26 protein-coding genes and 1 riboswitch are annotated in these 26,919 nt (G+C 72.4%); of the genes, 15 read left to right on the top strand and 11 right to left on the bottom strand.

Annotated features, from left to right (window positions below; genetic code table 11):
• Positions 1-124 precede the first annotated feature (124 nt).
• The 3 genes from ACIQZO_RS01625 to ACIQZO_RS01615 are packed head-to-tail and all read left to right on the top strand — an operon-like array spanning position 125 to position 4,925.
• Positions 125-1,135: an AAA family ATPase gene (locus ACIQZO_RS01625; RefSeq protein WP_403618390.1), complete on the top strand. Its 1,011-nt coding sequence runs from the start codon at positions 125-127 to the stop codon at positions 1,133-1,135.
• Positions 1,135-2,514: a DUF58 domain-containing protein gene (locus ACIQZO_RS01620; RefSeq protein WP_403618387.1), complete on the top strand. Its 1,380-nt coding sequence runs from the start codon at positions 1,135-1,137 to the stop codon at positions 2,512-2,514. The genes ACIQZO_RS01625 and ACIQZO_RS01620 overlap by 1 nt, the downstream gene beginning before the upstream one ends.
• On the top strand, positions 2,511-4,925 hold the full coding sequence (locus ACIQZO_RS01615) for a transglutaminaseTgpA domain-containing protein (protein WP_403618384.1): 2,415 nt from the start codon (positions 2,511-2,513) through the stop codon (positions 4,923-4,925). The genes ACIQZO_RS01620 and ACIQZO_RS01615 overlap by 4 nt, the downstream gene beginning before the upstream one ends.
• Positions 4,926-5,411: 486 nt before the next feature.
• On the opposite strand, the gene ACIQZO_RS01610 is transcribed toward ACIQZO_RS01615, so the two are convergent.
• From ACIQZO_RS01610 to ACIQZO_RS01600, 3 genes are read right to left on the bottom strand one after another with little or no spacing between them, the layout of a single operon-like run.
• Complete coding sequence (locus ACIQZO_RS01610) at positions 5,412-6,044, bottom strand: TetR/AcrR family transcriptional regulator (protein WP_403618381.1); 633 nt, start codon at positions 6,042-6,044, stop codon at positions 5,412-5,414.
• A 29-nt stretch (positions 6,045-6,073) separates the two neighbouring features.
• Positions 6,074-8,170 (bottom strand): YhgE/Pip family protein, encoded by a 2,097-nt coding sequence (locus tag ACIQZO_RS01605; protein WP_403618378.1) that lies wholly within the window; start codon positions 8,168-8,170, stop codon positions 6,074-6,076.
• On the bottom strand, positions 8,142-8,981 hold the full coding sequence (locus tag ACIQZO_RS01600; protein ID WP_403618375.1) for an ATP-binding cassette domain-containing protein: 840 nt from the start codon (positions 8,979-8,981) through the stop codon (positions 8,142-8,144). The genes ACIQZO_RS01605 and ACIQZO_RS01600 overlap by 29 nt, the downstream gene beginning before the upstream one ends.
• Positions 8,982-9,162: 181 nt before the next feature.
• Between ACIQZO_RS01600 and ACIQZO_RS01595 the strand changes: the two genes are divergently transcribed.
• The 5 genes from ACIQZO_RS01595 (at position 9,163) to ACIQZO_RS01575 (ending at position 13,348) form a co-directional block, all read left to right on the top strand.
• Complete coding sequence (locus tag ACIQZO_RS01595; RefSeq protein ID WP_403618372.1) at positions 9,163-9,657, top strand: SAV_6107 family HEPN domain-containing protein; 495 nt, start codon at positions 9,163-9,165, stop codon at positions 9,655-9,657.
• Between the two features lie 72 nt (positions 9,658-9,729).
• The gene (locus ACIQZO_RS01590) at positions 9,730-10,488 is read left to right on the top strand and encodes a methyltransferase (RefSeq protein WP_403618369.1); all 759 of its coding nucleotides are present in this window, start codon (positions 9,730-9,732) and stop codon (positions 10,486-10,488) included.
• Positions 10,489-10,781: 293 nt separating this feature from the next.
• Positions 10,782-11,183, top strand: a complete 402-nt coding sequence (locus ACIQZO_RS01585; RefSeq protein ID WP_327735052.1) for a DUF3040 domain-containing protein — start codon at positions 10,782-10,784, stop codon at positions 11,181-11,183.
• An 82-nt stretch (positions 11,184-11,265) separates the two neighbouring features.
• Positions 11,266-11,892: a DUF4126 domain-containing protein gene (locus ACIQZO_RS01580; RefSeq protein ID WP_403618366.1), complete on the top strand. Its 627-nt coding sequence runs from the start codon at positions 11,266-11,268 to the stop codon at positions 11,890-11,892.
• A gap of 37 nt (positions 11,893-11,929) precedes the next feature.
• Positions 11,930-13,348, top strand: coding sequence for a phytoene desaturase family protein (locus ACIQZO_RS01575; RefSeq protein ID WP_403618364.1), 1,419 nt, complete (start codon positions 11,930-11,932; stop codon positions 13,346-13,348).
• A gap of 52 nt (positions 13,349-13,400) precedes the next feature.
• Here the strand turns inward: ACIQZO_RS01575 and ACIQZO_RS01570 are convergent, their stop codons facing one another.
• The 5 genes from ACIQZO_RS01570 to ACIQZO_RS01550 form a co-directional block, all read right to left on the bottom strand.
• Positions 13,401-14,258 (bottom strand): hypothetical protein, encoded by an 858-nt coding sequence (locus ACIQZO_RS01570; RefSeq protein ID WP_403618361.1) that lies wholly within the window; start codon positions 14,256-14,258, stop codon positions 13,401-13,403.
• A gap of 50 nt (positions 14,259-14,308) precedes the next feature.
• A complete protein-coding gene (metF, locus tag ACIQZO_RS01565) occupies positions 14,309-15,223 on the bottom strand; it encodes a methylenetetrahydrofolate reductase [NAD(P)H] (protein WP_403618358.1) in 915 nt (304 codons plus the stop codon).
• 147 nt (positions 15,224-15,370) lie between these two features.
• The gene (gene thiE, locus ACIQZO_RS01560) at positions 15,371-16,006 is read right to left on the bottom strand and encodes a thiamine phosphate synthase (RefSeq protein WP_403618355.1); all 636 of its coding nucleotides are present in this window, start codon (positions 16,004-16,006) and stop codon (positions 15,371-15,373) included.
• Positions 16,007-16,092: 86 nt separating this feature from the next.
• The gene (locus ACIQZO_RS01555; protein WP_030724382.1) at positions 16,093-16,458 is read right to left on the bottom strand and encodes an Rv2175c family DNA-binding protein; all 366 of its coding nucleotides are present in this window, start codon (positions 16,456-16,458) and stop codon (positions 16,093-16,095) included.
• A gap of 103 nt (positions 16,459-16,561) precedes the next feature.
• The gene (locus tag ACIQZO_RS01550; protein ID WP_403618352.1) at positions 16,562-17,782 is read right to left on the bottom strand and encodes an NAD(P)/FAD-dependent oxidoreductase; all 1,221 of its coding nucleotides are present in this window, start codon (positions 17,780-17,782) and stop codon (positions 16,562-16,564) included.
• A gap of 81 nt (positions 17,783-17,863) precedes the next feature.
• A riboswitch (TPP riboswitch) is annotated at positions 17,864-17,975 on the top strand.
• Here ACIQZO_RS01550 and thiO point away from each other — a divergent pair.
• The 6 genes from thiO (at position 17,973) to ACIQZO_RS01520 (ending at position 23,677) form a co-directional block, all read left to right on the top strand.
• A complete protein-coding gene (gene thiO, locus ACIQZO_RS01545; protein ID WP_403618350.1) occupies positions 17,973-19,151 on the top strand; it encodes a glycine oxidase ThiO in 1,179 nt (392 codons plus the stop codon). It overlaps the preceding riboswitch by 3 nt.
• Complete coding sequence (gene thiS / locus ACIQZO_RS01540) at positions 19,148-19,348, top strand: sulfur carrier protein ThiS (protein ID WP_403618347.1); 201 nt, start codon at positions 19,148-19,150, stop codon at positions 19,346-19,348. Before thiO ends, thiS begins: the two co-directional genes overlap by 4 nt.
• Before the next feature lie 4 nt (positions 19,349-19,352).
• On the top strand, positions 19,353-20,147 hold the full coding sequence (locus ACIQZO_RS01535) for a thiazole synthase (protein ID WP_403618344.1): 795 nt from the start codon (positions 19,353-19,355) through the stop codon (positions 20,145-20,147).
• Positions 20,148-20,261: 114 nt separating this feature from the next.
• The gene (gene pknB, locus ACIQZO_RS01530; RefSeq protein ID WP_403618341.1) at positions 20,262-22,178 is read left to right on the top strand and encodes a Stk1 family PASTA domain-containing Ser/Thr kinase; all 1,917 of its coding nucleotides are present in this window, start codon (positions 20,262-20,264) and stop codon (positions 22,176-22,178) included.
• A gap of 9 nt (positions 22,179-22,187) precedes the next feature.
• Entirely contained in the window at positions 22,188-23,045 is an 858-nt protein-coding gene (locus ACIQZO_RS01525) for a deoxyribonuclease IV (protein WP_403618338.1), read from the top strand.
• A gap of 98 nt (positions 23,046-23,143) precedes the next feature.
• The gene (locus ACIQZO_RS01520; RefSeq protein ID WP_403619192.1) at positions 23,144-23,677 is read left to right on the top strand and encodes a DUF4396 domain-containing protein; all 534 of its coding nucleotides are present in this window, start codon (positions 23,144-23,146) and stop codon (positions 23,675-23,677) included.
• A 12-nt stretch (positions 23,678-23,689) separates the two neighbouring features.
• Here ACIQZO_RS01520 and ACIQZO_RS01515 read toward each other — a convergent pair whose 3' ends face one another.
• Positions 23,690-24,322: a sulfite oxidase-like oxidoreductase gene (locus ACIQZO_RS01515; RefSeq protein WP_403618335.1), complete on the bottom strand. Its 633-nt coding sequence runs from the start codon at positions 24,320-24,322 to the stop codon at positions 23,690-23,692.
• 173 nt (positions 24,323-24,495) lie between these two features.
• Between ACIQZO_RS01515 and bfr the strand changes: the two genes are divergently transcribed.
• The gene (bfr, locus tag ACIQZO_RS01510; protein ID WP_030010525.1) at positions 24,496-24,972 is read left to right on the top strand and encodes a bacterioferritin; all 477 of its coding nucleotides are present in this window, start codon (positions 24,496-24,498) and stop codon (positions 24,970-24,972) included.
• Between the two features lie 6 nt (positions 24,973-24,978).
• Here the strand turns inward: bfr and ACIQZO_RS01505 are convergent, their stop codons facing one another.
• On the bottom strand, positions 24,979-25,245 hold the full coding sequence (locus tag ACIQZO_RS01505) for a bacterioferritin-associated ferredoxin (RefSeq protein ID WP_403618332.1): 267 nt from the start codon (positions 25,243-25,245) through the stop codon (positions 24,979-24,981).
• 165 nt (positions 25,246-25,410) lie between these two features.
• On the bottom strand, positions 25,411-26,766 hold the full coding sequence (locus ACIQZO_RS01500) for a class II 3-deoxy-7-phosphoheptulonate synthase (RefSeq protein ID WP_403618329.1): 1,356 nt from the start codon (positions 26,764-26,766) through the stop codon (positions 25,411-25,413).
• Positions 26,767-26,919 lie beyond the last annotated feature (153 nt).

Raw genomic sequence — 26,919 nt, 5'->3', positions numbered from 1 at the left:
TTGACGCCGTCAAGAATGCGGGGTGGCACCACCCGGGAACCTCCCGGGAGGGTGTCCGTGTTTCGGGGTGGGCCGGTTCATGCGCCAAGGGCGTCGGCCCTGGGAATGGGCCGAGGAGAACCAGGTGACGACGTACGACGACCGAGCGAGCCTCGCGGATCTGACCAGCACGGCGGAGCGGGTGCGCCAGTCGGTCGAGAGCGTGATCGAGGGCAAGCCCGAGGTCGTTCGCCTCGCGCTGACCGTGCTGCTCGCCGAGGGACACCTGCTGATCGAGGATGTACCGGGCGTCGGCAAGACCATGCTCGCCAAGACGCTCGCCAAGTCCATCGACTGCACGGTGCAGCGCATCCAGTTCACCCCGGACCTGCTGCCCTCCGACATCACCGGCGTCAGCATCTACGACCAGCAGCGCCGCGAGTTCGAGTTCAAGCCGGGCGCGATCTTCGCGCAGATCGTCATCGGTGACGAGATCAACCGGGCCTCGCCCAAGACCCAGTCCGCGCTGCTGGAGTCGATGGAGGAGCGCCAGGTCACCATCGACGGCAAGACCTACACGCTGCCCAGCCCCTTCATGGTCGTCGCCACCCAGAACCCGGTGGAGATGGAGGGCACGTACCCGCTGCCCGAGGCCCAGCGCGACCGCTTCATGGCCCGCGTCTCCGTCGGCTACCCCAGCCCCGAGGCCGAGCTCCAGATGCTCGACGTGCACGGCGGGGCCTCCCCGCTCGACGACCTCACCTCCGTCGCCCACTCCCACGAGATCGTCAAGCTCATCGAGGCGGTCCGCGACGTGTACGTGGCCGAGCCCGTCCGGCGCTACGTCGTCGACCTGGTCTCCGCCACCCGCAGCCACCCCGACCTGCGGCTCGGCGCCTCGCCCCGGGCCACCCTGCACCTGCTGCGCGCCGTGAAGGCCTCGGCCGCCCTGGCCGGCCGGGACTACGTCCTGCCCGACGACGTCCAGGCGCTGGCCGGCCCGGTCCTCGCGCACCGGCTGCTGCCCACCGCGCAGGCCCAGCTGAACCGCCGCGGCGCCGAGCAGGTCGTCGCCGAGATCCTGCAGCGCACCCCCGTCCCCGCCGCGCACGCCCGCGGCGAGATGCCGCCCGGCGCGGGCATCCGGGGCTTCTGATGAGCGCCGGTGCCCCGCGCGGCGCCGGCGGCGGCCCCGGGGAGGGCGGCGGACTGCGCGCTTCGCTGTCCGGGCTGACCACCCGCGGCCGCTCGTTCCTGGCCGCCGGGATAGCCGCCGCGGCCTGCGCGTACGTCCTGGGCCAGGGCGAACTGCTACGGGTCGGCCTGCTGCTCGCCCTCCTGCCGCTGATCTGCGTCTACGCCCTGCACCGCACCCGCTACCGGGTCTCCGGCAGCCGCCGGCTCAGCCCGGGCCGGGTCCCCGCGGGCACCGAGGCCCGCGTGCAGCTGCGCATGGACAACGTCTCCCGGCTGCCCACCGGTCTGCTGATGCTCCAGGACCGGGTGCCCTACCTACTGGGCCCGCGGCCCCGCTTCGTACTGGACCGGGTCGAGCCCGGCGGGCGCCGCGAGGTGTCCTACCGGGTCCGCTCCGACCTGCGCGGCCGCTATCCGCTCGGCCCGCTCCAGCTGCGCCTCTCCGACCCCTTCGGGCTGGTCGAGCTGACCCGCTCCTTCAGCACCTACGACACCCTCACCGTCATACCGCGCACCGAGCCGCTGCCGGCGGTCCGCCTGACCGGCGAGTCCAACGGCTACGGCGACGGCAGCCGCCGCTCCCTGGCCCTGGCCGGCGACGACGACGTGATCCCCCGCGGCTACCGGCGCGGCGACGACCTGCGCCGCGTGCACTGGCGCTCCACCGCCCGCTACGGCGAGCTGATGGTCCGCCGCGAGGAGCAGCCGCAGCGCAGCCGGGCCACCGTCCTGCTGGACACCCGGCGCCTGGCCTTCGACGGCGCAGGCCCCGACTGCGCCTTCGAGTGGGCCGTCTCGGCGGCCGCCTCCAGCCTGGTGCACGTCCTGGAACAGGGCTTCTCCGTCCGTCTGCTCACCGACACCGGCGACTCGGTGCCCGGTGAGGGCGGCGGCGGTTTCTCCTCCGGCGGGCAGGAGTCCGCGCAGGCCGCCGGGCTGATGATGGACACCCTCGCGGTCATCGGGCACTCCGACGGCGCCGGACTCTCCCGCGCCTACGACGCCGTGCGCGCGGGCGGCGCGGGCGGCTTCGGCGGAAGCGGTGGTGACGGGCTCCTCATCGCCTTCTTCGGCGACCTGGACGACGTGCAGACGGAGCTGGCGGCCAGGATGCGCCAGCGCACCTCGGGGGCGGTGGCCTTCGTACTGGACTGCGCGAGCTGGGGCGGCGAGCCCGCCCCGGGGCTTGCCGTTCCCCCGCTGGAGGAACGGCTGCGCAGGCTGCGCGACGCGGGCTGGACGGCACTGGCCGCCCCGCCCGGAGTGGCCTTCGGCGAGCTGTGGCGCCAGGCCGGGACCACGCGCTTCGCTACGGGAACCACCGGAGGTCGGGAATGAGCGGGCGGGCGAAACTGACGCTGTTCGCGGCACTGGCGACGCTGCTCACCGCGTGGTCGCTGAGCCCGCTGGTGGACTCGCAGGCCTGGCTGCTCCAGGCGGGACTGCTGCTGATCGTGCAGAGCGCGGTGGGCGCCGGGGCCCGGCGGGTGCCGCTGGCCCGGACGCTGACCGTGGCCGCGCAGGTGCTGGTGTCGCTGCTGCTGCTCGCGTTCCTGTACGCCGGCAAGGGCGAGTCCCACGGGGACGGGCCGCTGGCCTACCTGGTGACGGACTTCGGCGCGCTGTTCGGACAGGGCGTGCGGGACGTGGGCGAGTTCGCGATCCCCGCGCCGCTCACGGACGGCATCAAGCTGCTGCTCGTGTCCGGCGTGCTGCTGATCGGGCTGCTGGCGGACACGCTGGCGGTCACCCTGCGCACGGCCGCCGCGGCCGGGCTGCCGCTGCTCGCGCTGTACTCGGTGGCCGCAGGCCTGTCGGGCGGCGGGGACGCCTCCTGGTTCTCCTTCCTGCTGGCGGGCTGCGGCTACCTGTTGCTGCTGCTGTCCGAGGGCCGGGACCGGCTCGCCCAGTGGGGCCGGGTCTTCGGCACGGCCCCACGCCGGGGCGCCGCCGACTCGGGCCTCGCGGGCGGGGCGGGCGGACAGGCGACGGCCCCCGTGAAGTTCGGACGGCGGATCGGCGCGGTGGCCCTCGGCCTGGCGCTGGCGGTGCCGGCCGTGCTGCCCTCGCTCGGCGGCGGGCTGCTGGGCGGCATGCAGGACGGCGACGAGAGCGGCAGCGGGCCGGGCGGGACGATCACGGCGGTCAACCCGCTGGTCTCCCTGCAGAGCAACCTGAACGCGCAGGACAACCGCGTGATCCTGAAGTACCGGACGAACAACCCGCAGCAGAGCGAGCAGTACCTGCGGATCCTGTCCCTGGACGAGTTCAACGGCGTCAAGTGGGAGGCCTCCGGCCGGCCCCTGATCGATGTGCCGGAGCGGCTGCCGGACCCGCCGGGGCTCGGCCCCCAGGTCCGGAGCACCGCGGCGGAGGTCACCACCTTCGTCAACGCGGCGGACAACTACACCCAGCGCTACCTCCCCATGCCCTATCCGGCGACCTCGGTCGCGATCCGCGGCAAGTGGCGGTTCGAGCCGGCCGGCCGGAGCCTGGTGGGCGACCAGCTGGGCCGGGACCGGTTCCAGAACGTCCAGGGCGCCGAGTACGAGGTGCGCAGCCTGCAGCTGAAGCCGACGGCCCTGCAGCTCCAGCGGGCCGGCGAGCCCGAACCGGCGATCCGGGACGAGTACACGAAGATCCCGGACAACCTGCCGCCGGTGGTCGCCGAGACGGCGCGCCAGGTGACGCAGGGGGCGAAGGACGACTACACGCGGGCCGTGAAGCTGCAGGACTACTTCGCCGTGAACGGCGGGTTCCGCTACAACACGAGGACGGCCTCGGGAACGGGCCCGCAGGCGGTCGCCCGGTTCCTCGCCGACAAGGAGGGCTTCTGTATCCACTTCGCCTTCTCGATGGCGGCGATGTCCCGCTCGCTGGGCATCCCGGCCCGGGTCGCGGTGGGCTTCACCCCCGGCGAGAAGCAGTCGGACGGCAGCGTGAACGTCTCGATGCGCGACGCGCACGCCTGGCCCGAGCTGTACTTCGAGGGCGTGGGCTGGACCCGCTTCGAGCCGACGCCGCGCTCCGGCATCAACATCCCGGACTACTCCCGGGCGCAGGCCCCGGCCACCCAGCCGTCCGCGCCGGCGCCGCTGCCCTCGCAGAGCGCGGCGCAGCCGTCGACGGCTCCCACGGCGACCCCCGAGTGCCCGCCGGCGCTGAAGAAGCTCGGCGAGTGCGGTCCCGTGGCGCCCGCGCAGAGCGCGGGCCCGGGCGACGGGACGTCGGTGACGACGGTCCTGGGCTGGGCGGCGCTCGCGGTGGCGTTGCTGGCAGTGCCCCTGCTGCCGATGCTGTGGCGAACCAGGCTGCGGGCCCGGCGCCTGGCGAGCGGTGAGGTCCTGACGGCCTGGCGGGAACTGGGCGACGTCGCCTGGGACGTGGGGGTGGCCCCGGACGAGGCGCTGTCCCCGCGCCGGGCGGCGAGCCGGATCGTGGACCTGGGCCACCTGGAGCCGCAACCGGCGGCAGCCGTGCACCGGGTCGCCGGAGCGGTGGAGCGGGCCCTGTACGCGCCCCCGGGCGCGGAGGTCTCCTACCCGGAGCTGGCGGACGACGTACTGCTGGCCCGTACGGGGCTGCTGGAGGCCGCGGACCGGTTGCCCCGCCTGCGCGCCCTGCTGCTGCCCCGCTCGGCGGCCCGCGTCTCCTGGGCCCTCTCGGCCCGCTGGGCCGCCCTCTGCGCATCGGCCTCGACCCGCCTGACAACCCTCTGGTCGAGACTCCCCCTGCGGAGCCGCAGCTGACCCACCCCACCCGGCGAGGCACTCCACCCAGCCCCGCCGGCACTTGAGGCCCCTACTCAGCCTCGCCGGCGTTTGAGGCGCGGGGTCCGGGGCGGAGCCCCGGCACCGGCGCCGCGGCCGGCCGCGAAGAACCGCCGAACCCGCGGACGCGAAACGGCGAGGCTCGATCCCCCCGAGCCCCGCCGCATCACGTACCGCATCACCGGGTCGCCGATCCCCCGTCGTTCCCCCGCTCCCGGTCACGGGAGGAGGTACCCGGTCCGCTCCGCAGCCCCGTGTCGGCGGTGCGGACCGGGTCTCCTGTCCGTTGCTCCCATTCTGGCGTCCGCGCAGGTGGGAGCCCATCCGCGCACGTACTCATTTCCGCGCCTAGGTACGGATACTCAGCCGTCGCGGCAGGCCCCACCAGTTCTACGGGGCGGCGCGCCCCCGCGGCACCGCCGACTGGGGGGTCATGGCGCGCCGGGCACGCCGGGCACGCCGGGCTCAGCGGTTTCCGCTGACCCGGCCCCGCAGCAGCAGCGACAGCGCCGAGTGCACGTCGTCCAGGGACCGCTCGCGCTGGAAGGACTGCCAGTCCAGGGCGGCCACCAGCACCATCCCGACCATCGCGGCCGCCGTGAGCGGCACATCGATCTCAGCGCTCAGCTCACCGCGCTCGACGCCCTCGCGCAGCACCTTCTCCACGACGGCCACCGCCTCCTGCCGGACCACCATCAACGTGGACTGCCACGCGCGGTTGGTGCGCCACAGCTCGGCGACGTACAGCTGGGTGAAGGCCGGGTACCGGTCGATGAAGACGAGCCCCGCGCGGATCATCGCGTCGAGCGCCTCGACGCGGCTGCCGCCGCGGGCCTCGGTCTCCTCGGCCGCCGTCCGCAGGGAGACGGTCAGCAGGCCGACGCCGTGTCGCAGCAGCTCCTCGAAGAGTTCGTTCTTGCTCGCGAAGTTGTAGTAGACGGTGCCCTTCGCGACGCCCGCCCGCTCGGCGATCTCATCGACCGTGGTCGCGGAGAAGCCCTTCTCGGCGATGAGGGTCACGGCCGCTTCGTAGAGCTTCTGCCGGGTGGCCGCACGACGGCCCCCACCGGTACCCGTACCGGTGCTGCTGCTTTCCATGGCGCTGATTGTCACAGGTCAACACGTCCCTACAGGCTCAGTTCGGGGTGCAGTCGGTCCATCGTCCACACCTGCTTGCCGCGGGCGGCGAGCGCGGTGAGGGCGAGGGCGCCGGCGGTGAAGGCCAGCAGGACCGCGCCACCCTGCCACACGGGGGCGAGGTCGCCGCCGGTGATGAGGCGGCGCAGGCTCTCGACGATGTACGACATGGGCAGGTACGGGTGGATCCAGTTGAAGAAGTCCGGGCTGGTCTGGACGGGGTACGTGCCGCCCGCCGAGGTCAGCTGGAGCATCAGGACGGCCAGCACCAGGATGCGGCCGGCTGCGCCGAACTTGGCGTTGAGCCACTGGACGATCGCCGCGAAGCAGCCGGTGACCAGCATCAGGAAGCCGATGGTGAGGGCCGGGTGGGCCATCTTCAGGCCGAGGCCGGGCGCCCAGTGCAGTACGGACATCAGCAGGGCCACCTGGGCCGCGCCGAGTCCCGCCACGGGCAGCCAGCCGGCGAGGGCGACCCGCCAGGGCGAGGCGCCGGAGGCCAGGGCCCGCCGGTTGAGCGGGGCGATCAGCATGTAGGCGACCATCGCGCCGACCCAGAGGGAGAGCGGGATGAAGTAGGGGGCGAAGCCGGTGCCGTAGTTGGGCGCCTTGTGCAGGGACTGGTTGGCGAGCTGGATCGGGTCGGCCATGACCTGCGTGCGCCGGTCGCGCTGCTGCTGGTCGTAGTCGGGGATCTTGCCGGCTCCCTCGTGCAGGCCGCCGGCGAGTTCGCCGGTGCCGTCGACGAGCTTGTACATGCCACCGTCGAGGCGGTGGGCGCCGTCGCCGAGCTTGCCGACGCCGTCGCTGAGGGCGCCGGAGCCGGTGGTGGCGGAGCCGAGGCCGGTGTGCAGCTGGGCCATGCCGGTGGAGACCTTGTGCGCACCCGTGTTGAGGGCGTTGACCTTGGCGACGGCCGCGTCGAGGTCGCCCGCGAGCTGGGGGGCCTTGACGACGAGTTCGCGGGCCTTCTTCTCCAGGTCGGTGAGCTGGGTGCGCAACTTGCCGACGTCACCGTTGGCGTTCTTGACCAGGGCGTTCACGTCCCCGCTGAGCTCGGCCGCCTCGGCCGTGTCGTCCCGCACCTTCTTCAGGTCGGGGCAGGAGGCGAGGTGCGGCTCGCCGCCGGGGGTGACGCAGTGCTTGGTGTAGTAGGCGTCCGCGCCGGTCGCGGCCTTCTTGGCGGCGGCCGCGGCGGCCGGGGCCTTCTCGCTGAAGGTGGCGAGGTGGTTGTTCACGACCTTCGCGCTGTCGGCGACCAGCTCGGCGGTGTCCGCCAGGTTCTTGGGGTCCTTGACGAAGGGGCGGGCCTTGTCCGCGGCCCCGCTGACCTTGTCGGCGAGGGCCTGGGTGCCGTCCGCGACGTCCTTGGATCCGGTCTCCAGCTTGCCGGCCGCCGAGTTGAGCTTCTTCAGGCCGGTGTTGAGCTCGCCGGTCTTCTCCCCCGCCGTGTCGAGGCCGTCGGCGAGCTCCTTCGCACCCTCCTGGGCCTTGCCCGCGCCGTCCTTGAGCTTGTCGGCGCCGTCGGCCGCCTCGGCGGTCTTGTCGTGCAGGTCGGAGAAGTTGACGAAGATCTTGTCGAGGAAGCCGCGGGAAGCGTTGGCGGACGCGGCGGAGCGGACCTCGGCGAACACGGAGCGCGAGATCGAGCCGACGATGTAGTTGTTGGCGTCGTTCGTGCGCACCTGGAGGGCCCCGGTGGTGGGGTCGTCGCCGGAGCTGGAGGCGATCTTCGCGCTGAAGTCGGCGGGCAGGGTGAGGGTCAGGTAGTACGTACCGTCCTCCAGGCCCTTGGCCGCCTCCTCCGCGCTCGCGTCGCGCCAGTCGAAGGACTTCTTGCTGGCGTGCAGCTTCCCGGCGATCTCGGCGCCGGCGTCGATGCGCTTGCCGTCGACGGTCGTGCCCTTGTCGGCGTTGACGATGGCGACGGGCACCTTGTCGAGCCGGCTGTACGGGTCCCAGAAGGACCACAGGTACAGGGCTCCGTACAGCAGCGGCAGCAGGAGCAGTGCGACGAGAGCGGCCCGGGGCAGCTTCCCCCGCCCGAACCGCTTCAGCTCAAGCGCGGCCAGCTTCGGCGAGCGCATCGTCCGCCCCCTTCGTGTCGTCGTTCTCGGCGTCGTTCGTGGTGTCGTTCTCGGTGTCGCTCTTCGTGCCCCCGGCCTCGGCTGCGGCCTCGGCCTCGGCGGGCGCGTCCGGGTCCTTGGGGCAGGTCCGCAGGACGATCGCGTCGGCCGGCGCCTCGCTGCACACCGCGAGGACGGTGATCCCGCGGGCGGCGACCGAGCGGAGCAGGGCCCAGGCCTCGGTGCGTTCGGTGTCCGACAGCTTGAGGTCGAGGTCGTCCAGGGCCAGCAGGCCCGGGGATCCGAGCAGCGCGATGGCGACGGACAGCCGTACGGACTCCAGGCGTTCCAGGTCCCGTACGGAGGTCCGCTCGGCCTTGGGCAGCGTGGCGAGGTCCAGTCCGGCGGCCTCCAGGGCGGCGGCGATCCGGGCCTCGGCCGCGGCGCGGCGCTCGGCCCGGGGCCGCAGCATGGAGCGGACCGGGGCGCCGTAGTGGCGCTGGAGCAGGGCGCCCTCGCGCAGCTGCTCCGCGACGGTGAGGGCCTGGTCGAGGTCGTTGACCCCGGAGACCGGGCCGAGGGCGGCGATGCGGCGGACCGCCGACATCTTCTTCGGCAGCCGGTGGCCGCCGACCTCGGCGTGTCCCCGGGTGGGTTTCATCCGCCCGGTGAGGGCAAGGAGCAAGCAGGTCCGGCCGCTGCCCGAGGGGCCTTCGACCGCGATGAGCGAGCCGGGGGCCGCGTCGATGCCGACTCCTCGGAAGGCCCAGCCTCGCGGGCCCTTGAGTCCGAAGTCCTCGGCTTTGACGGACGCGCCGTGCGGGCTGTCCACGCCGTCCCCCCTTCTTTTTGAACTGACCGGTCAGTTCAAAAACTAGCATCCTCGGGGACACCCGGTGTGCAGGAGGGGGGAGTTACAAGCAATCTGCCCGCAAAAGCGCAGGTCAGCCGGATTGTCAGTGGGGCCCGTCACGATGGAGGCAACGCATCGACAGATCGACAGGAGGTTCGTCATGGCCACACCGTCCCCGTCCCCTGTCCACCCCGTCCTTCGGAAGTCGACGGCTCCTCCGGCCGCCCTCGACCTGCTCGCCAAGGCCCACAGCGGCCTGGCCGAGGCCGCCCGGCTGACCCGTCCCAACGAGCGCTACGCCACCGCCCACCTCGCCGCACTGCGCACCGCCGCGGCCGTGCTCGCCGCACGCGGCCGGCCCGAGCCGGTGAACCCGCGGCGGCGGCCCCGCATCCGCAGCGCGTGGGAGGTACTGCCGGAGATAGCGCCGGAGCTGACCGAGTGGAGCGCGCTCTTCGCCTCCGGCGCCGCCCGCCGGGCCAGGGCCGAGGCGGGGATAGCGGACGCGGCGACCGGCCGGGACGCGGACGATCTGGTGCGCGCGGCCTCGATGTTCCTGCGCCTGGTGGAGCGGATGCTCACCGTCCGGGCGGCGCCCCAGCCCCTGTCGCAGCCCCTGCCTCAACCACGCCCGGAGCATCCGGACGCGGGATGAGCTGCCCGGAGGCGGTAGGCAATAGGGTGGGCTGCGACCGCTCACCCTTACCGCGCCGAGGAGCCATCAGCCGTGTCGGACACTTCCCGCCCCCGTGCCTCCCTCCGCACCGCCGTGGTGTGGGAGGTCCTCAAGGAGGCACTCGACCGCCGGGTGAAGGCGACCGGGCGGGATGTGCTCGACGTGCTCGACACCGGTGGCGGCACCGGTAAGTTCGCCGTGCCGGTGGCCCGTCTGGGCCACCGGGTCACCGTGGTCGACCCCAGCCCGAACGCGCTGTTCGGGCTGGAGCGCCGGGTGGGCGAGGCCGGTGTCGCCGATCTGGTGCGCGGCGTCCAGGGCGACGCCCAGGGCCTGTTGGACGTCGTCGAGCGGGACGCGTACGACGTGGTGCTCTGCCACGGCGTGCTGGAGTACGTGGACGACCCGGCCGAGGGCGTCGCCAACACGGTGGCCGCGCTGCGCGCCGGCGGCACGCTCAGCCTGCTGGCCGCCGGTCTCGGCGGGGCCGTGCTCGCCCGCGCGCTGGCCGGGCATTTCACGGAGGCCCGTACCGCCCTCACCGACCCGGCCGGCCGCTGGGGATCCGGCGACCCGGTACCGCGCCGCTTCACCGCGGAGCAGCTCTCCGAGCTGGTCGGCGACGCCGGGCTCACGGTCGGCGCGGTGCACGGCGTGCGGATCTTCGCCGACCTCGTGCCCGGCGTCCTGGTGGACACCGAGCCGGGCGCGGTGGAGGCACTGCTGCGTCTGGAGGAGGCCGCGGCCGAGCTGCCCGCCTTCCACGCCGTCGCCACCCAGCTGCACGTCCTGGGCGAGAAGCAGTCCTGATCTGCGATCTTCCGCGGACGGAGTCGGCCGCACACCCTCCGATCAGCCGGTCGGCCCCGTATGATCAGGTGCAGTACCGGCATGGTGGACGGACCATTGGGGAATAAGGGCCTCAGTGACCGCCCCTGCGGCGGTACGGTTTTCACGCAGCGCCTTCACGGGCTGCGTCATTTCTGGGCCGTGTCTTTTTGTAACGTGGCGTAGAGGGCGGGTGTCACGGGGGCGATTCCCCGCCTATCCTGAAGGGGACCCCTGGTCGCTACCCCCGCGACCGACGGATGAGGAGGACTCCCGTGCCGCTCTCGGAGCACGAGCAGCGAATGCTCGAGCAGATGGAGCGAGCGCTGTACGCCGAAGATCCCAAGTTCGCGACAGCGCTTGAGGGAAGCGGACTGCGTACGTACACCCGGCGACGGGTCTACCAGGCAGTCGCAGGCATTGTGGTGGGTATCGCGCTCCTCATGACCGGTGTGATCATTCCGAACGTGCTCTGGATCAGCGTGGTGGGTTTCCTCGTCATGCTGGGCTGTACGGTCCTGGTGGTCACCGGTTGGCGCAAGGCACCCAAGCCTGGCGAGCAGCCCGTCTCCGGAAGTACCGGTGGTTCGGCCCATGGCCGCAACCGGCAGCGTCGGTCGATGATGACCCGCATCGAGGAACGGTGGCAGCGCCGCCGTGACGAGCAGGGGCACTAGCCCCCGACAACGTGGGTGAGGGGATGGCCGCCGCGCGGCCGTCCCCTCACTTTTACGTGTTCCCGTACGGCATGATGATCCGATGAGTGTGCTCCCCCTGGTCTTCACCAGCGGCTGGGCCAGTGGGATCAACGCTTACGCCGTGGTCCTCCTGCTCGGCATCTTCGGCCGCACCGGCCTGACCGACGAGGTCCCCGCCTCCCTGCAACGCACGGACGTGCTCGTCATCGCCGCTGTGCTGTTCCTGTGCGAGGCGGTCGCCGACAAGGTCCCGTACCTGGACTCGATATGGGACACCGTCCACACGGTGATCCGCCCGGTGGCCGGCGCCGTGATCGGTGCGCTGCTGGCCGGGCAGAGCGGTTCGCTCTCCGACATCACCGCTGCCGCGGTCGGCGGCTCCACGGCGTTGGCCAGCCATTTCGTCAAGGCCGGCACCCGGATGGCGATCAATACGTCGCCCGAGCCGTTCACCAACGTGGGGATGAGCATCGCCGAGGACCTCGGCGTGGCCGGCCTCGTCACCTTCGCGATGTTCAATCCCGAGGCGGCCGCGATCATCGCGGCGGTTCTGCTGGCCGCCGGACTGGCCGTACTGATCTTCCTCTGGAGCCGGATCCGCCGCTTCCTGCGCCGGCGCGCGCAGCGCCGCGAGGAGAAGCGCCTGGCCGCCGAGGTCCGCGAGACCACCGGGGCCCCACCCCACTGAGGTCAGGGCCGCCACCTGGCTCGATAGGCTCGGCCGCATGGCACGAATTGCGGTGATCGGCGCCGGCATGGGCGCGATGGCGACGGCGGCCCGGCTGGCCGTGGCGGGGCACCGGGTGACGGTGTACGAACGAGGGGCGACCTACGGCGGAGCCGTGGGCCGCTACGAGCGCGAGGGCTTCGCCTTCGACACCGGGCCCGGACTGCTGCACCTGCCGGCCGTGTACCGCGACCTGTTCGTCAAGACCGGCAAGCGGTCGCTGGAGACCTGCGTCGACATGGTCCAGGTGGACCCGGCCGTCCGGCACGTCCTGCCCCACCACGGCATCGACGTCACGCTGCCCGGGGCCTCCCGCGGCGGTGTCGCCGCGGCCCTGGACTCGGCCTTCGGCCCCGGGGCGGGCGAGCGCTGGAACGCCGTCCTGGGCCGGGCCCGCGACGTCTGGGACGCCACCCGGCGACCGCTGCTGGAGGAGCCGCTGCGGCCGGGCGCCCGGCAGAGCCTGGGCGGCGACCCCTACCCGGCCCTGCGCCGGAGCGGGCTGCTGCGCCGCCGCCCGCCGACCCTCGCCGAGGTGGCCGACCGGGAGCTGGGCGGCGCCCTCGCCGAGGTACTGACCGGCCTGGTGCGCGGATACGGGATCGACCCCGCCACCGCGCCCGCCTCGGCGGCCGTGCTCCCGTACATGGAGCAGACCTTCGGCAGCTGGTACGTGCGCGGCGGGATGCGGGCCCTGGCCACCGCCGTGTACGAGCGCTGCCTGGAGCGCAAGGTCGCCTTCGTCTTCGGCGCGGAGGTCCGTGAGGTCCTGGTGCGCGGCGGCCGGGCGGCGGGTCTGCTGCTGGCCGACGGGACCGAGGCGGCCGCCGACACCGTCGTGTGCGGGATCGACCCCCGGCAGCTGCCGGCCGGTTCCCTGCCGTGGCCGCCCGAAGCGGTCCCGGCCCGCGGGGACGGCGTAGCCGGGCGGCTCACGCTGCTGCTCGCGCTGCGCGGCGCCCGCCCCGCCGCGGCCGTGCACCGGACGGTCGTGCACGCCTCCGGGGCCGAGGTGACGGTCATGCGGCCGGACGATCCGGCCACCCGGCCCGACGGGGAGCACGAGGCGGTCACTGTGAGCGCCGTGCAGGGGCCCGGGACCTCGGAGCCCGCGGAGCTGCTGAACCTCGCGGAGAAGGCCGTACAGGGCCTGCGGGAGCGGCTGTTGTGGCACGAGGTGCGCACCCCGGCCGACATCGAGGCGGCGACGGGCGCGGTGGGCGGCGCGGTACCCCCGCCCGCGCTCGCGGGGGCCGGGGGCCGACTGCTCCAGCCGGCCAACACCACGGCCGTGCCCGGGCTCTACCTGGCGGGCGGCTGGGCCCACCCCGGCGGCGGGCTGCCGCACGCCGGGATGACCGGGGCCCTGGTGGCCGGACTGATCGTGGAGGGCGCGGAGTTCCGCGGCTCCCAGTGACCGTCGGCGGTGGTCACCGCTGCTGATCGGCAGCGGTGACCAGGAGCGCCGATCAGTAGCGGTACTGCTCGTACCCGCCCTGCTGGGGGTACGGGTACTGCTGCTGCTCGCCCTGCTCGTCCATCGGGTAGGGCTGGCCGGCCCCGTCGGTGGACCGTTGCTGCGGGACCCAGACGCCGCCGGGCGGGGTGTCCGTGGAGTACTGCTGCTGCCCGTAGTCGGCGTACGGGGTGTAGTCGTACGGCTGGGGCGGGACCACGCCGCCGCCGGTGCCGATGTACGGGTCCGAGTAGGCGGCGTAGACCTGCTGCTGGTCACCCGTCGGATAGCCGCCCGAGTAGTCGTAGCCGCCCTGGTTCTGCTGGTCGTAGTACGCCGCGTACTGGTGGGCGTCCTGCTCGGCCGTGGTGAACGGCGAGGCGAAGGCCGCCGTCCGGTCGACCTCGGGGGCCGGCGCGAAACTCTGTATGCCGTAGGACCCGGTGTCCTCGGGCACCGGCTCCGGGCTGTAGACCTCTTCGGCCGCGTCCCGGTACGGCCGCTCGTCCGCGGCTCCGTTCGCGTTCTCGTACTCCAGCGCGGTGACCTGGAGCGCGGGCTCCTGCTTGGTGCCCGCGGACCGGCGGCGGCGCGTCTGCTGCCGTACGGGTTCCCCGCCGCGGCGCAGCGCCCAGCCGGCGACGAAGCCCTTGCGGAAGGACAGGGTCACCAGGGTCTGGCCCACGGCGAAGGCCGCCGCACCGGCCCCGATGACCAGTACGGACGGCAGGACCACCCCGGCGACCACGCCGAGGAAGCCGGCGAAGGCGAGCAGGCGCCAGCGGAGCCGGGCCTTGTACTGCATCAGGACCTCGGCAAGCAGCCACAGCGCGACGAATCCGAACGCGATGTAGAGGACCGTCATTCCCATGCATGGCCCCTCTCGGTACGGCCGCCGGCGCGGGAACGGGGGACGGCCGATCAGGCCCGCTGGTGCAGGCCCAGGTTCTCGTAGATTTCGAGAGTCGCCGTGGAATTGTTGAGCGTGATGAAGTGCAGCCCCGGGACACCCTCGGACAGCAGTCGCGCGCAGAACTCCGTGGCGAACTCGATGCCAATGGAGCGTACAGCGGCCGGGTCGTCCTTGACGGCGAGCATGCGCTCTTTCACGTCCACGGGGAAGAGTGCGTTGCTGAGCTGGGGCAGTCGGTCGAGCTGCTTGATCCCCACAACAGGCATGACCTCGGGGATGATCGGGGTCTCGCAGCCCGCTTTCTCGACGCTGTCGCGCAGCCGCAGATAATTCTCCGGATCGAAGAACATCTGGGTGATCGCGTAGTCGGCACCGGCGTGACACTTGTCCACGAAGTGCCGGATGTCCGTGTCCCAGTCCGTCGAACGCGGGTGCATCTCGGGGAAGGCCGCGACGCCGACGCAGAAGTCTCCGGACTCCTTGACCAGCCGGACCAGGTCGGCGGCGTAGTGCACGCCCTCGGGGTGCGCGACCCACTCGCCCATCGGGTCGCCCGGCGGGTCTCCGCGCACGACGAGCATGTTCCGGATCCCGGCGTCCGCGAACTGCCCGATGACGTTGCGCAGTTCCGCGACCGAGTGGTCCACGGCGGTGAGGTGCGCGACGGGGGTCAGGGTGCTGTCCGCGGCGATCTCCTGGGTGGCCTTGACCGTGCCGCCGCGGGTGGAGCCGCCGGCCCCGTAGGTCACGGAGACGAAGCTGGGGGACACCGCCTCGACCCGGCGCAGGGCGTTCCAGAGGTTGCGTTCGCCCTTCTCCGTCTTCGGAGCCCAGAACTCGAAGGAGTACGAGCGTCCGGACGCGAGGAGGTCGCGGACCGTGTGCGCACGGTCCGACCAGGTGGAAGCTGTACCAGAGGCCATGTGGGCAGGTTAGACGCGGCCCGGCGGACACCGAAGCCTTGTCCACGTTTTGGACACGTTTTTGGACACTTGGAGGGCCGGCTCCGGCCGAATGCCGCCGCCACGGAGTGCGGGGCGGACGGCGTCCGCTGTCCGGGCGGACAGGACTCAGGCGAGGCGGGCGCGGACCCGCTTGGCGAGCTCCGCCGCGGCCGCACCGGGGTCGGTGGCCTCGGTGAGCGCGCGGACGACCACGATGCGGGTGGCACCGGCGTCCAGTACCTCGTCCAGGTTCGAGCCGTCGATGCCGCCGATGGCGAACCAGGGACGGCCCTGCTCGAGGGAGGCCGCGTACCGGACCAGGTCGAGGCCGGGGGCGTGGCGGCCGGGCTTGGTGGGGGTGGGCCAGCAGGGGCCGGTGCAGAAGTAGTCCACGCCGGCTTCGGCGACGGCCGCGTCGACCTCGTCCTCGGCGTGGCAGGACCGGCCGATCAGCACCCGCTCGCCGAGGACGGCGCGGGCCGCGGGGACGGGGATGTCGCCCTGGCCCAGGTGCAGCACGTCGGAGCCGATGGCGTGGGCGACGTCGGCGCGGTCGTTCACGGCGAGGAGCTTGCCGTGGCGGCGGGCGGCCTCGGCGAAGACCTGGAGGTGTTCGAGCTCCTCCCCCGCCTCCGTGCCCTTGTCGCGGAGCTGGACGATGTCCACGCCCGAGGAGAGCACGGCGTCGAGGAACTCGGGGAGGTCACCCTGGCGCTTGCGGGCGTCCGTGCACAGGTAGAGCCGGGCGTCGGACAGCTGCATGGGTATACCCCCCGGGGTGGACGCGGTGTACGGGCCGGGCCGCGGCCCGGCCCGTACACCGCTGTGGAGCGAAGGCGATCAGGTCGTCAGAGGGCGAGCGCCTGAGCGCGGCGCTTCACCTCCGTGCCGCGATTCTCGCTCAACGCCTGCACGGGGGTGCCGGGCAGGGTCGGATCCTCGGTGAAGAGCCATTCGAGGATCTCCTCCTCGGTGAAGCGGTCGTCGCGCAGCACGGTCAGCAGGCCGACGAGGCCCTTGACGACCTTGTCGCCGTCGATGAAGGGGGCCGGAACCTGCAGGGAGCGGTTCTCGCCCCGGCGGACGGCGATGAGCTGCCCTTCCTTGACCATCTGGCGGACCCGGGTCACCTCGATGTTCAGCATCTCCGCGATGTCGGGGAGGTACAGCCACGAGGGGACAAGGGCATCGATCTTTGCGTCAATCTCGGTCACAGGCACAAGCCTGCCATCTCGGCTCCGCCGCCGGTACCTGAGCGGCCCCGTCCGGGTCGCGGGGCCCGCCGGGACGGCGGCGGGGGCCGGCTTTTCCGGCCCGTCAGGCGGTGGCCGACTTCAGCGGGACCGAGGGGTCGCCGACCTTGGCCGGGTCCATCGGGACGGCCGTCTCGATGAGCTTGCGGCCCTGCGCCAGGTCGCGGGGACGGCCCACGGCCAGGACGGCGACGAGTGCGCCGTCCTTGAGCCAGCACACCGACCAGGCGGGGCCGGCCGGGTCCCCGCGCAGGAGCAGGGTGTCCGCCCCGTCGTGGTGTCCGGCGTACTGCACGAAGCGCCCGAACTGCTCCGACCAGAAGTACGGCACCGGGTCGTAGACCCGGTCCGGCTCCCCGGCCAGGATGTTCGCCGCGACCGTCCGCGGCCCCTGGAGCGCGTTGTCCCAGTGGTGCACGAGCAGCCGCGTCCCGTACCGCCCGGACGGGAAGGAGGCGCAGTCGCCGACCGCGTACACGCCGGGCAGCGAGGTCCGCAGGTACGCGTCCGCGGTGACCGAGCCGTCGGGGCCGCGTTCCACGCCGGTCCCGGCCAGCCATCCGGTGGCGGGGCGCGCGCCGATGCCCACCACCACCGCGCCGGCGGGCAGGACCCGGCCGTCCGCCAGCAGGACCCGGCCCTCCTCGACCCCGGCGACCTTCGCCCCGGTGATCAGAGCGGCGCCGGCCTCCTCGTACCAGCGCGCCATCGGCCCGGTGACCTCGGCGGGCAGCGCCCCCGCCAGCACCCGGTCCGCGGCTTCGACCACGGTGACCTCGCAGCCCGCCTCCCGGGCCGCGGTGGCGAACTCGGCGCCGATCCAGCCGGCCCCGACGACCACGGCCCGGGGCGAGGCGGCCAGCACCGGGCGCAGCCGGGCGGCGTCGTCCAGCGTGCGCAGCAGGTGGACGCCGGGGACGCCCTCGGTCCCGGGCAGGGTCAGCGGCTGTGCGCCGGTCGCCAGGACGAGGACCCCGTACGGGACCGGTCCCACCTCGGTGTCCAGCTCGCGGTCGGCGGCGCGCAGTCCGGTGACCTCGCTGCCGAGCCGCAGGTCGATGTCGAGCCCTTCGAAGTCCACGCCGAAGGCTGAGTCCTCGGCCTTGCCGAGGAGGACCGCCTTGGACAGGGGCGGGCGGTCGTAGGGCTGGTGGGGTTCGGCTCCCAGCAGGGTCACCGGGCCGGTGAAGCCCTGTTCGCGCAGGGCGACCGCGGTCTGCACCCCGGCCATTCCGGCGCCGACGATCACGACGCCGTGCTGATTGTGTTCCGTCTGCTCGCTCACGCCGCCACCCTAATCACCTGATGCTCCGTCAGGAATAGGTGCCGCCTTACCCGCCGTGCACGGCCGGGTTAGTCTGGCCACCGTACCTATCGCGGGAGTCCGGCGCACCGGGCTGAGAGGGAGGCTGGACGGCCTCCGACCGTACGAACCTGATCCGGGTCATGCCGGCGAAGGGAGGGGCTGGACGCCCATGCACTCATCCCGTACATCCCGCAAGGGATCCGACGTCCTCGTCATCGGGGGCGGAATCATCGGCCTGGTCACCGCCTGGCGGGCGGCCGCGCGCGGACTGCGCACCGTACTCGCCGACCCCGCACCCGGCGGCGGCGCCGCCCAGGTCGCGGCCGGCATGCTCGCCCCCGTCACCGAACTGCACTACGGCGAGGAAGCCCTGCTCGGGCTCGGCCTCGCCTCCGCCGCACGCTATCCGCAGTTCGCCGACGAGCTCGCCGAAGCCAGCGGCGGCATGGACATCGGCTACCGCGCCTGCGGCACCCTCGCCGTCGCCCTCGACTCCGACGACCGCCTCCACCTGCGCGAACTGCATGCCCTGCAGCGCCGCTGCGGCCTGGAGTCCGAGTGGCTCACCGGCCGCGAGTGCCGCCGCCTCGAGCCCCTGCTCGCCCCGGGCGTGCGCGGCGGCCTGCGCGTCGACGGCGACCACCAGGTCGACCCCCGCCGGCTCGCGGCCGCCCTGCTGGCCGCCTGCGAACGGGTCGGCGTGACCATCCACCGGACGAGCGCGCAGCAGCTGCTCACCACCACCGACCGGGCGACGGGCGCCCTCCTCGGCGACGGTACGGAACTGTTCGCCGACCAGGTCGTCCTGGCCGCGGGCTCGCTCACCGGCCGGCTGGCGGGCGTACCGCCGGAGGTCGTGGCCCCCGTACGGCCCGTCAAGGGCCAGGTCCTGCGGCTCACGGTGCCGGCGGCGTACGCCCCGTTCCTGTCGCGGACCGTACGGGCCGTCGTGCGCGGCAGCCACGTCTACCTCGTGCCGCGCGAGAACGGCGAACTCGTCGTCGGCGCCACCAGCGAGGAACTCGGCTGGGACACCACCGTCACCGCGGGCGGGGTCTACGAACTCCTGCGCGACGCCCACGAACTGGTCCCCGGCATCACCGAACTGCCGCTCACCGAGACCCGGGCGGGCCTGCGCCCCGGATCCCCCGACAACGCCCCGCTGCTCGGCCCGACCGACCTGCCGGGCCTGCACCTGGCCACCGGCCACTACCGCAACGGGGTCCTGCTGACCCCGCTCACCGGCGAGGTCCTCGCCGAGCTGCTGGCCACCGGCGAACTTCCGGAGATCGCGCGCCCCTTCACCCCCCGCCGGTTCTCCGCCGCACGTCAGGAGTCGTACGCATGACCATCTCCGTCAACGGCGAACCGCGCGAGGTCGCGGCCGGTGCCACCCTCGACACGGTGGTCGCCATCCTGACCACGGCCCCCTCCGGGGTCGCCGCCGCGCTCAACGAGACGGTGGTGCCGCGCGGGCAGTGGCCGGCCACCGTCGTGGGCGACGGCGACCGGGTCGAGGTCCTGACCGCGGTGCAGGGGGGCTGACCGTATGGCGGACGACCTCTTCACCCTCGGCGGCCGGACCTTCTCCTCGCGCCTGATCATGGGCACGGGCGGGGCCCCGAGCCTGGACATCCTCGAACGCGCCCTCGTCGCGTCCGGCACCGAACTGACCACGGTCGCGATGCGGCGGCTGGACCCCACGGTCCAGGGCTCCGTCCTGTCCGTACTGACCGGGCTCGGCATCGCGGTCCTCCCCAACACGGCGGGCTGCTTCACGGCGGGCGAGGCCGTCCTCACCGCCCGGCTGGCCCGGGAGGCGCTGGGCACGGACTGGATCAAGCTGGAGGTGGTCGCGGACGAGCGGACCCTCCTGCCGGACGGCATCGAACTGCTGGACGCCGCCGAGATCCTCGTGGACGAGGGCTTCACGGTCCTGCCGTACACGAACGACGACCCGGTGCTCGCCCGGAAGCTCGAGGACGTGGGCTGCGCGGCGATCATGCCGCTCGGGTCCCCCATCGGATCCGGCATGGGCATCCGCAACCCGCACAACTTCGAGCTGATCACGGAGCGCGCGTCGGTACCGGTCATCCTCGACGCGGGCGCGGGCACGGCGTCCGACGCGGCCCTGGCGATGGAGCTGGGCTGCTCGGCGGTGATGCTGGCCTCGGCGGTGACCCGCGCGCAGGAGCCGGTCCTCATGGCGTCCGCCATGCGGGACGCCGTCTCGGCGGGCCGCCTCGCCTTCCGCGCGGGCCGCATCCCCCAGCGTCGCTTCGCACAGGCGTCCTCCCCCGAGCAGGGGCGGGCGGCGCTGGATCCGGAGCGCCCCGCGTTCTGAGGGACGGGGACCCGGCCCGTTCCGAGGGACGGGGACCCGGCCCGCACGTCACAGCTGCGCTGCAAGCCGACCCGGCCGGGGCGGGGCCTTCGGGACGGCTCGTAGAATCGCCGGGTGGATACGACCCTGGATGACCCTCTCGTCGGGCGCGTGCTCGACGGCCGCTACCGCATCGACGCCCGCATCGCGGCCGGCGGCATGGCCACGGTCTACCGGGCCGTCGACACCCGCCTCGACCGGGTGCTCGCCCTGAAGGTGATGCACCCGGCGCTCGCCGCCGATGACGCCTTCGTCGACCGGTTCATCCGCGAGGCCAAGTCCGTGGCCCGGCTCGCGCACCCCAATGTGGTCGCCGTCTTCGACCAGGGCACGGACGGGCCGTACGTCTACCTCGCCATGGAGTACGTCTCCGGCTGCACCCTGCGCGATGTGCTCCGCGAGCGCGGCGCGCTCCGGCCCCGGGCCGCCCTCGACATCCTCGAACCGGTCCTCGCCGCCCTCGGCGCCGCCCACCGGGCCGGCTTCGTCCACCGCGACATGAAGCCCGAGAACGTCCTGATCGGCGACGACGGCCGGGTGAAGGTCGCGGACTTCGGGCTGGTCCGGTCGGTCGACTCGGTCACCAACACCACCGGATCCGTCCTCGGCACCGTCTCCTACCTGGCGCCCGAGCAGATCGAGAACGGCATCACCGACACCCGCGTGGACGTCTACGCCTGCGGCGTCGTCCTCTACGAGATGCTCACCGGCTCCAAGCCGCACCTCGGCGGCACCCCCGTGCAGGTGCTCTACCAGCACCTGCACGAGGACGTCCCGCCGCCGTCCGCCGCGGTCCCCGGGCTCCCCGTCGGGCTCGACGAGCTCGTCGCGCAGGCCGCCGCCCGCAACCCCGACCTGCGCCCCTACGACGCGGCCGCGCTGCTGGGCCTCGCCCGTGACGCCCGCATGCTGCTCAGCGATGCCGAGCTGGACGCCGTACCGCCGCAGGCGCGCGCCGAGGACCGCTCGTCCGCGGAGGACCGTACGGGCGTGATCCCGCGCCCGGTGGCCGCGCAGCACCCCGTGCAGCACACCTCCCGCCTGGAGATGCCCCCGGCCCCGCCCGCGCCGCCCACGCACCGCCCTTCCGGGGCCGTGCGGCGGCCCCGCCGCGGGGTACTGCTCGTCGTCGCGGGTGTGCTGCTCGCCCTGGGGCTCGGGGTCGGCGTCTGGTACATCAACTCCGGACAGTTCACCAAGGTCCCCAACCTGCTCGGCAAGACCGAGGCGCAGGCCCGCTCCCAGCTGTCCGCGGCCGGGCTCGGGGTCAAGGGCGTGGACCGCAAGTTCAGCGACGCCTTCGACCGCGGGACGGTGATGAACACCGATCCCCCGGGCGGTCGGCGCATCCGCGGCAACGGCGCGGTGACCATCACCCTCTCCCGCGGCCCCGAGGTCGTGTCCGTGCCCAACCTGAAGGGCCGGCCACTGGAGGAAGCCACCGCGGAGCTGACCGGGTCCGGACTGGCCCCCGGTGTCGTCACGCAGGCCTTCAGCCAGGACATCGCCCAGGGCTCGGTGATCAGCACCAATCCGGCGGGCGGCGAGAAGCGCGCACCCGACACGGCCGTCTCGCTGGTGGTCAGCAAGGGCCGCCCGGTGCCGGTACCGAGCGTGACCGGGATCCCGGCCGACCAGGCGAAGGCGTCCCTGGAGGCCCTGGGTCTCAAGGTCGCGACCGCTCCCGAGCAGGTCAACGCCCCGTCCGCGGCCGGTACGGTCGCCAACCAGTCGATCGGCGCCGGAACGCAGGCCGCGGCCGGGGACACGGTCACGCTGACCGTGTCCAAGGGCCCGCGGCAGCTGCCGGTCCCGGGCGTGACCGGCCAGGAGGTGGACGCGGCCCGCAAGGCGCTGGAGGCCGCCGGCTTCAAGGTGAAGGTGGACCGGCCGCTGATCTCCTTCAGCAACACGGTGGACACCCAGTCGGTGCCGGCCGGACAGAGCGCCCCCGAGGGCACCACGATCACCATCAGGACCAAGGGGCTGTAAGCCGTAGTGATGCGCAATCCAGTGGGCGGGCACGTCCCGGTGGCCGGGGGGCTCGCCTCCGTCGGCATGGCCTACGCCCGGGAGATGGGGGCGGAGGCCGTCCAGGTCTTCGTCGCCAATCCGCGCGGCTGGGCCACCCCGGTCGGCAATCCGGCCCAGGACGAGCGGTTCCGGGCGGAGTGCGCGGCCGGGTCCGTCCCGGCGTACGTGCACGCCCCGTACCTGATCAACTTCGGCTCGCACACCGAGGCGACGGTCGAGAAGTCGGTGGAGTCCCTGCGCCACTCGCTGCGCCGCGGGCGGGAGATCGGCGCGCTCGGGGTGGTCGTGCACACCGGGTCGGCGACCGGCGGGCGCCCGAGGGAGGCGGCGTACGCGCAGATCAGGGAGCACCTGCTGCCGCTGCTGGACGAGCTGACGCATGACGACGACCCGTTCCTGCTGCTGGAGTCGACGGCCGGGCAGGGCTCCTCGCTGTGCTCGCTGGCCGAGGACTTCGGCCCGTACTTCGACGCGCTCGACCGGCATCCGAAGCTGGGGATCTGCCTGGACACCTGCCACATCTTCGCGGCCCGTCACGACCTGGCGGAGCCGGGCAGGACGAAGCTGACGCTGGACCTGCTGGTGGACACGGTGGGCGAGGGGCGGCTGAAGCTGGTCCACGCGAACGACTCGAAGGAGGGCGTCGGCGCCCACAAGGACAGGCACGCGAACATCGGCCGGGGCCACATCGGCCGGGACGCCTTCGCCGAGCTGATCACGCACCCCGCCATGGACGGCGTACCGCTGATCATCGAGACGCCGGGCGGCAAGGAAGGGCATGCGGCGGACGTGGCACTGCTGAAGGAGCTGCGCGGCTCGCAGTGATCCCCCGACTCCTCGAGGAATACCCCAGAGGGGTATACGGTTCGTCATATCGACGGACCGCTACCCGGCGTTCCCACAAGGGGGTTGTCATGGAGCAGATGCACGAGGGTCGCGAAGGCCACGAAGGCCATGAGGGTCGCCACGGCCATGAGGGCCACGGGCACCAGGGGCACGCGCACGCCGCCGCCGGTGGCCCGGTCAGCTGGGGCACGGCGACCCGGGCCACCCTCCACTGCCTCACCGGATGCGCCATCGGCGAGGTGCTCGGCATGATCATCGGTACCGCGCTGGGCTGGGGGAACGTCCAGACGATGATCCTGGCGATCGTCCTCGCGTTCGTCTTCGGCTACGCGCTCACCCTGCGCGGGATCCTCTCCGCGGGCGTCGACCTGCGTACGGCCGTCCGGGTGGCGCTGGCCGCGGACACTCTTTCGATCGCCGTCATGGAGCTGATCGACAACGGGGTGATCGCCCTGTGGCCCGGCGCGATGGACGCGCACCTGTCGGAGCCGCTGTTCTGGATCGTCCTGGCCATCGCACTGGCGGCCGCCTTCGTGATCACGACCCCGGTCAACAAGTGGATGATCGGCCGCGGCAAGGGCCACGCGGTCGTGCACCAGTACCACCACTGAGCGCGGGGCGCCCTACAGTTCGGGGCCGTCCCCGGGCTCCTCCTGGTACGAGTAGCGCTGCTCGCGCCACGGGTCGCCGACGTTGTGGTAACCGCGCTCCTCCCAGAAGCCGCGGCGGTCGGCGGTCATGTACTCGATGCCGCGGACCCACTTGGGGCCCTTCCAGGCGTACAGGTGCGGAACCACCAGCCGGACCGGGAAACCGTGCTCGGCGGTGAGCAGTTCACCGCCCTCGTGGGTGGCGAAAACGGTCCGGTCGGAGGCGAAGTCCGCCAGCCGCAGGTTGGAGCTGAAGCCGTACTCGGCCCACACCATCACGTGCGTGACCTGCGGCGCGGGCGGCGCCAGGGCGAGGACCTCGCGGGCGAGCACACCGCCCCATTCGGCGCCCTGCATGCTGAACTTCGTGACGCAGTGCAGATCGGCCACGACGGAGTCGAACGGCAGGGCCGTGAACTCCTCGTGATTCCAGCAGTGCTTGTCCCCGTCGGCCGTCGCGCCGAAGACGCGGAACTCCCAGCGGTCCGGCTTGAACTTGGGCACGGGCCCGTAATGGGTGACCGGCCAGCCCCTCTGCAACCGCTGCCCCGGTGGAAGCTCCAACTGCTCTGCTCCCGGAGATTCCCGGCTTTCCGGCTGACCCATGACTCCATGGTGACAGACTGGGCAGGGTGGTCATGACCAGGTCTGGGCCGATTCGGGCAAGTCGCGGTAACTCCCACTAAGGAGGCACTTACTGGACGGCCTCCAGCGGCGGTGCAAGGATGCGCGCAACTGCCCCGTCACATAGCTGACATTGCCTGGAAGGAGCCTCTGCGATGCAGGGCGACCCCGAGGTCCTTGAGTTTCTGAACGAGCAGCTGACCGGCGAGCTGACTGCCATCAACCAGTACTGGCTGCACTACCGCATCCAGGACAACAAGGGCTGGACCAAGCTCGCCAAGTACACGCGTGAAGAGTCCATCGATGAGATGAAGCACGCGGACAAGATCACCGAGCGCATCCTGATGCTCGACGGCCTGCCGAACTACCAGCGCCTCTTCCACGTACGCGTCGGGCAGACGCTCACGGAGATGTTCCAGGCGGACCGCCAGGTCGAGGTCGAGGCCATCGACCGCCTCAAGCGGGGCATCGAGGTCATGCGCGGCAAGGGCGACATCACCTCGGCACGGCTTTTCGAGGAGATCCTGGAGGACGAGGAGCACCACATCGACTACCTCGACACCCAGCTGGAGCTCATCGAGTCCCTGGGCGAGCCGCTCTACATCGCGCAGCTGATCGAGCAGCCGAGCTAACCGGCTCTAGGCCGCTTCCGCCAGCTCCGCCGAACGGACCGAACCCGGCTCCGCGGCGAGCGCGGCCGCCGCCTCGCCCTTCTCCACCAGCTCCCTGCGCGGGCACGCCCCGCGGCCGAGGATGCCCTGGATGGTGCGCACGCAGGAACCGCAGTCGGTGCCGGCCTTGGTGGCCGAGGCGATCTGGCGGGGGGTGCAGGCCCCGGCATCCGCGTGCTCCTTGACCTGCTTGTCGGTGACACCGAAGCAAGAGCAGACGTACACGCGGTTCACCTCCCTGGGCGCAATGGTTCTGCGGTTCAGCGAGCCATCCCCAATTCGGTGAGGCTTACCTAACCGTACCCAAAGTTAGGGTGGCCTAAAAGCCCCCTGCACAACGATGGGGCGCGGATCACATCGATCCGCGCCCCACTGCCGTACGAAGGTACTGACTGATCCCTACTGGTCCCGGTACATCTCGGCGACCAGGAACGCCAGGTCCAGGGACTGGCTGCGGTTGAGCCGCGGGTCGCAGGCCGTCTCGTAGCGCTGGTGCAGGTCGTCGACGAAGATCTCGTCGCCGCCGCCCACGCACTCGGTGACGTCGTCACCGGTGAGCTCGACGTGGATGCCGCCCGGGTGGGTGCCCAGCGCCTTGTGGACCTCGAAGAAGCCCTTGACCTCGTCGAGCACGTCGTCGAAACGGCGCGTCTTGTGGCCGGAAGCCGCCTCGAAGGTGTTGCCGTGCATCGGGTCGGTGACCCAGCCGACGGTCGCACCGGAGGCGGTGACCTTCTCGACCAGCTCGGGGAGCTTGTCGCGGACCTTGTCGGCGCCCATGCGGACGACGAAGGTCAGCCGGCCCGGCTCGCGCTCGGGGTCCAGGCGGTCGATGTAGGTCAGTGCCTCGTCCACCGTGGTGGTGGGGCCGAGCTTGATGCCGATCGGGTTGGCGATCTGCGCGCAGAACTCGATGTGCGCGTGGTCCAGCTGGCGGGTGCGCTCACCGATCCAGACCATGTGGCCGGAGGTGTCGTACAGCTTGCCGGTGCGCGAGTCGGTACGGGTCAGCGCGCCCTCGTAGGCGAGCAGCAGCGCCTCGTGGGAGGCGTAGAACTCGACGGCCTTGAACTCGGCCGGGTCGGTGCCGCACGCCTTCATGAAGTTCAGCGCGTTGTCGATCTCGCGCGCCAGCTGCTCGTACCGCTGACCGGACGGGCTGGACTTCACGAAGTCCTGGTTCCAGGCGTGCACCTGGCGCAGGTCGGCGTAACCACCGGTGGTGAAGGCGCGCACCAGGTTGAGCGTCGAGGCGGACGCGTTGTACATGCGCTTCAGCCGCTCGGGGTCCGGGATCCGGGCCTCTTCGGTGAAGGCGAAGCCGTTGACGGAGTCGCCGCGGTAGGTCGGCAGGGTGACGCCGTCGCGGGTCTCGGTGTCCTTGGAGCGCGGCTTCGAGTACTGGCCCGCGATGCGGCCGACCTTGACGACCGGCACGGAGGCGGCGTAGGTCAGGACGGCGCTCATCTGGAGCAGCGTCTTCAGCTTGGCTCGGATGTGGTCGGCGGAGACACCGTCGAAGGCCTCGGCACAGTCGCCGCCCTGGAGCAGGAACGCCTCGCCCTTGGCGACGGCTCCCAGACGGGCACGCAGCTGGTCGCACTCACCTGCGAAAACAAGGGGAGGATACGACTCGAGGTCCGCGACGACAGCGCGCAGAGCCTCGGCATCGGGGTACGAAGGCTGCTGCGCCGCGGGAAGGTCTCGCCAGGTCGCCTTGGCGGCGGGGGCTTGGGTTTCAGCGTTCACGGTCACCTCGTACACATTACGGCGTCACAGGCCGCGTCCGGCCCGCCGCCCACAACGTGAGACGAAACAGCTCAAAGGTTCCGGGCGCCCGGCGGAACGGAATCCATGGTTCAGCCCACGCCGTGGGACGGATCCTGCGCCACCGGGACACTCTGGGCT

Origin of the sequence: Streptomyces sp. NPDC097617, from assembly GCF_044761485.1 — a bacterium.
In the GTDB taxonomy this organism is placed as follows: Bacteria; Actinomycetota; Actinomycetes; order Streptomycetales; family Streptomycetaceae; genus Streptomyces.
Note: the sequence above shows the minus strand (reverse complement) of the source record. Positions and strands in the feature narration are given on the sequence as shown.

Excerpts from the sequence above, each read along its gene's own strand:
- ACIQZO_RS01515 (WP_403618335.1), bottom strand. The coding sequence starts at position 24,322 with ATGGGTCAGCCGGAAAGCCGGGAATCTCCGGGAGCAGAGCAGTTGGAG.
- ACIQZO_RS01620 (WP_403618387.1), top strand. The coding sequence starts at position 1,135 with ATGAGCGCCGGTGCCCCGCGCGGCGCCGGCGGCGGCCCCGGGGAGGGC.
- ACIQZO_RS01610 (WP_403618381.1), bottom strand. The coding sequence starts at position 6,044 with ATGGAAAGCAGCAGCACCGGTACGGGTACCGGTGGGGGCCGTCGTGCG.
- metF (WP_403618358.1), bottom strand. The coding sequence starts at position 15,223 with ATGGCCTCTGGTACAGCTTCCACCTGGTCGGACCGTGCGCACACGGTC.
- ACIQZO_RS01525 (WP_403618338.1), top strand. The coding sequence starts at position 22,188 with ATGCGCAATCCAGTGGGCGGGCACGTCCCGGTGGCCGGGGGGCTCGCC.
- bfr (WP_030010525.1), top strand. The coding sequence starts at position 24,496 with ATGCAGGGCGACCCCGAGGTCCTTGAGTTTCTGAACGAGCAGCTGACC.
- ACIQZO_RS01520 (WP_403619192.1), top strand. The coding sequence starts at position 23,144 with ATGCACGAGGGTCGCGAAGGCCACGAAGGCCATGAGGGTCGCCACGGC.
- ACIQZO_RS01605 (WP_403618378.1), bottom strand. The coding sequence starts at position 8,170 with ATGCGCTCGCCGAAGCTGGCCGCGCTTGAGCTGAAGCGGTTCGGGCGG.
- ACIQZO_RS01575 (WP_403618364.1), top strand. The coding sequence starts at position 11,930 with ATGGCACGAATTGCGGTGATCGGCGCCGGCATGGGCGCGATGGCGACG.
- ACIQZO_RS01595 (WP_403618372.1), top strand. The coding sequence starts at position 9,163 with ATGGCCACACCGTCCCCGTCCCCTGTCCACCCCGTCCTTCGGAAGTCG.
- thiO (WP_403618350.1), top strand. The coding sequence starts at position 17,973 with ATGCACTCATCCCGTACATCCCGCAAGGGATCCGACGTCCTCGTCATC.
- ACIQZO_RS01580 (WP_403618366.1), top strand. The coding sequence starts at position 11,266 with ATGAGTGTGCTCCCCCTGGTCTTCACCAGCGGCTGGGCCAGTGGGATC.
- thiS (WP_403618347.1), top strand. The coding sequence starts at position 19,148 with ATGACCATCTCCGTCAACGGCGAACCGCGCGAGGTCGCGGCCGGTGCC.
- thiE (WP_403618355.1), bottom strand. The coding sequence starts at position 16,006 with ATGCAGCTGTCCGACGCCCGGCTCTACCTGTGCACGGACGCCCGCAAG.
- ACIQZO_RS01535 (WP_403618344.1), top strand. The coding sequence starts at position 19,353 with ATGGCGGACGACCTCTTCACCCTCGGCGGCCGGACCTTCTCCTCGCGC.
- ACIQZO_RS01615 (WP_403618384.1), top strand. The coding sequence starts at position 2,511 with ATGAGCGGGCGGGCGAAACTGACGCTGTTCGCGGCACTGGCGACGCTG.
- ACIQZO_RS01570 (WP_403618361.1), bottom strand. The coding sequence starts at position 14,258 with ATGGGAATGACGGTCCTCTACATCGCGTTCGGATTCGTCGCGCTGTGG.